General features: G+C 50.7%; 1 tRNA gene and 2 rRNA genes. All 3 read left to right on the top strand.

The features are described from left to right. A 16S ribosomal RNA gene (locus I588_RS26235) occupies window positions 1-1,478 on the top strand; the annotation flags it as partial. 105 nt (window positions 1,479-1,583) lie between these two features. Next, a tRNA-Ala gene (locus tag I588_RS26230) sits at window positions 1,584-1,656 on the top strand. A gap of 171 nt (window positions 1,657-1,827) precedes the next feature. Then, a 23S ribosomal RNA gene (locus I588_RS26225) occupies window positions 1,828-4,041 on the top strand; the annotation flags it as partial.

Below are 4,041 nucleotides of genomic sequence, written 5' to 3'. Positions count from 1 at the left end.
CGGAGCTTGCTCCACCGGAAGAAAAGGAGTGGCGAACGGGTGAGTAACACGTGGGTAACCTACCCTCGAGCGGGGGATAACACTTGGAAACAGGTGCTAATACCGCATAACAAAGAAAACCGCATGGTTTTCTTTTGAAAGGCGCTTTTGCGTCACTCGAGGATGGACCCGCGGTGCATTAGCTAGTTGGTGAGGTAACGGCTCACCAAGGCAACGATGCATAGCCGACCTGAGAGGGTGATCGGCCACATTGGGACTGAGACACGGCCCAAACTCCTACGGGAGGCAGCAGTAGGGAATCTTCGGCAATGGACGAAAGTCTGACCGAGCAACGCCGCGTGAGTGAAGAAGGTTTTCGGATCGTAAAACTCTGTTGTTAGAGAAGAACAAGGGTGAGAGTAGAAAGTTCACCCCTTGACGGTATCTAACCAGAAAGCCACGGCTAACTACGTGCCAGCAGCCGCGGTAATACGTAGGTGGCAAGCGTTGTCCGGATTTATTGGGCGTAAAGCGAGCGCAGGCGGTTTCTTAAGTCTGATGTGAAAGCCCCCGGCTCAACCGGGGAGGGTCATTGGAAACTGGGAAACTTGAGTGCAGAAGAGGAGAGTGGAATTCCATGTGTAGCGGTGAAATGCGTAGATATATGGAGGAACACCAGTGGCGAAGGCGGCTCTCTGGTCTGTAACTGACGCTGAGGCTCGAAAGCGTGGGGAGCAAACAGGATTAGATACCCTGGTAGTCCACGCCGTAAACGATGAGTGCTAAGTGTTGGAGGGTTTCCGCCCTTCAGTGCTGCAGCTAACGCATTAAGCACTCCGCCTGGGGAGTACGACCGCAAGGTTGAAACTCAAAGGAATTGACGGGGGCCCGCACAAGCGGTGGAGCATGTGGTTTAATTCGAAGCAACGCGAAGAACCTTACCAGGTCTTGACATCCTTTGACCACTCTAGAGATAGAGCTTCCCCTTCGGGGGCAAAGTGACAGGTGGTGCATGGTTGTCGTCAGCTCGTGTCGTGAGATGTTGGGTTAAGTCCCGCAACGAGCGCAACCCTTATTGTTAGTTGCCATCATTTAGTTGGGCACTCTAGCGAGACTGCCGGTGACAAACCGGAGGAAGGTGGGGATGACGTCAAATCATCATGCCCCTTATGACCTGGGCTACACACGTGCTACAATGGGAAGTACAACGAGTCGCGAAGTCGCGAGGCTAAGCTAATCTCTTAAAGCTTCTCTCAGTTCGGATTGTAGGCTGCAACTCGCCTACATGAAGCCGGAATCGCTAGTAATCGCGGATCAGCACGCCGCGGTGAATACGTTCCCGGGCCTTGTACACACCGCCCGTCACACCACGAGAGTTTGTAACACCCGAAGTCGGTGAGGTAACCTTTTGGAGCCAGCCGCCTAAGGTGGGATAGATGATTGGGGTGAAGTCGTAACAAGGTAGCCGTATCGGAAGGTGCGGCTGGATCACCTCCTTTCTAAGGATAAGCTAGGTGACAGCAATGTTGCCTAGCGTTACGGAAGACTACACAGGCTTGCTTTTATTCGTTCAGTTTTGAGAGGTTTACTTTCAAAAAATACCCGGGGCCTTAGCTCAGCTGGGAGAGCGCCTGCTTTGCACGCAGGAGGTCAGCGGTTCGATCCCGCTAGGCTCCATTGATGACAATGGTCATCAATCGTTCATTGAAAACTGGATACAGAAAATAAACAAACAAACCGAGAAAAACACCGCGTTGAATGAGTTTTTTAATAGTTCAATTGCTTTTTTTATTGGTCGGACTTCTATCGCTAGAAGAGAAGATCAAGAACCAACCGTAAGGTTGATAAGGTTAAGTGAATAAGGGCGCACGGTGGATGCCTTGGCACTAGGAGCCGATGAAGGACGGGACTAACACCGATATGCTTCGGGGAGCTGTAAGTAAGCTTTGATCCGGAGATTTCCGAATGGGGAAACCCAGCATCTTTGATAGGATGTTACTTTTCAGTGAATACATAGCTGATTAGAGGTAGACGCAGAGAACTGAAACATCTAAGTACCTGCAGGAAGAGAAAGAAAATTCGATTCCCTGAGTAGCGGCGAGCGAAACGGGAAAAGCCCAAACCAAGATGCTTGCATCTTGGGGTTGTAGGACTCCGATATGGTAGTTTATTCAGATAATCGAAGGACTTGGAAAAGTCTGCTAGAGAGGGTAAAAGCCCCGTAGATGAAATTTGAATAGCACCTAGGAGGATCCTGAGTACGGCGGAACACGAGGAATTCCGTCGGAATCCGGGAGGACCATCTCCCAAGGCTAAATACTCCCTAGTGACCGATAGTGAACCAGTACCGTGAGGGAAAGGTGAAAAGCACCCCGGAAGGGGAGTGAAATAGATCCTGAAACCGTGTGCCTACAACAAGTCAAAGCCCGTTAATGGGTGATGGCGTGCCTTTTGTAGAATGAACCGGCGAGTTACGATTACTTGCGAGGTTAAGTCGAAAAGACGGAGCCGCAGCGAAAGCGAGTCTGAAATGGGCGAATGAGTAAGTGGTCGTAGACCCGAAACCATGTGATCTACCCATGTCCAGGTTGAAGGTGCGGTAAAACGCACTGGAGGACCGAACCCACGTACGTTGAAAAGTGCGGGGATGAGGTGTGGGTAGCGGAGAAATTCCAAACGAACTTGGAGATAGCTGGTTCTCTCCGAAATAGCTTTAGGGCTAGCCTCAGAGTGAGAATGATGGAGGTAGAGCACTGTTTGGACTAGGGGCCCATCTCGGGTTACCGAATTCAGATAAACTCCGAATGCCATTCATTCATCTCTGGGAGTCAGACTGTGAGTGATAAGATCCATAGTCGAAAGGGAAACAGCCCAGACCACCAGCTAAGGTCCCAAAATGTATGTTAAGTGGAAAAGGATGTGGGGTTGCACAGACAACTAGGATGTTGGCTTAGAAGCAGCCACCATTTAAAGAGTGCGTAATAGCTCACTAGTCGAGTGACCCTGCGCCGAAAATGTACCGGGGCTAAACATACTACCGAAGCTGTGGATCGTACCAATGGTACGATGGTAGGAGAGCGTTCTAAGGGCGTTGAAGGTAGATCGTGAGGACTGCTGGAGCGCTTAGAAGTGAGAATGCCGGTATGAGTAGCGAAAGACAGGTGAGAATCCTGTCCACCGTATGACTAAGGTTTCCTGGGGAAGGCTCGTCCGCCCAGGGTTAGTCGGGACCTAAGCCGAGGCCGAAAGGCGTAGGCGATGGATAACAGGTTGATATTCCTGTACCCGTTGTTTTTGTTTGAGCAATGGAGGGACGCAGTAGGCTAAGGAATCAGACGATCGGAAATGTCTGTCCAAGCAATGAGTCTTGAGGTGAGTCAAATGCTTACTTCTTTAAGGACAAGTTGTGATGGGGAGGGAAATAACAGTACCGAAGTTCCTGATGTCACACTGCCAAGAAAAGCTTCTAGTGAGAAAACAACGGCCCGTACCGTAAACCGACACAGGTAGTCGAGGAGAGCATCCTAAGGTGAGCGAGCGAACTCTCGTTAAGGAACTCGGCAAAATGACCCCGTAACTTCGGGAGAAGGGGTGCTGATCTAACGATCAGCCGCAGTGAATAGGCCCAAGCGACTGTTTATCAAAAACACAGGTCTCTGCAAAATCGAAAGATGACGTATAGGGGCTGACGCCTGCCCGGTGCTGGAAGGTTAAGAGGAGTGCTTAGCGTAAGCGAAGGTACGAATTGAAGCCCCAGTAAACGGCGGCCGTAACTATAACGGTCCTAAGGTAGCGAAATTCCTTGTCGGGTAAGTTCCGACCCGCACGAAAGGCGTAACGATTTGGGCACTGTCTCAACGAGAGACTCGGTGAAATTTTAGTACCTGTGAAGATGCAGGTTACCCGCGACAGGACGGAAAGACCCCATGGAGCTTTACTGCAGTTTGATATTGAGTGTCTGTACCACATGTACAGGATAGGTAGGAGCCTTAGAAGCCGGGACGCCAGTTTCGGCTGAGGCAATGGTGGGATACTACCCTTGTGTTATGGCCACTCTAACCC

The organism is Enterococcus pallens ATCC BAA-351 (assembly GCF_000407485.1).
In the GTDB taxonomy this organism is placed as follows: domain Bacteria; phylum Bacillota; class Bacilli; order Lactobacillales; family Enterococcaceae; genus Enterococcus_A; species Enterococcus_A pallens.
Note: the sequence above shows the minus strand (reverse complement) of the source record. Positions and strands in the feature narration are given on the sequence as shown.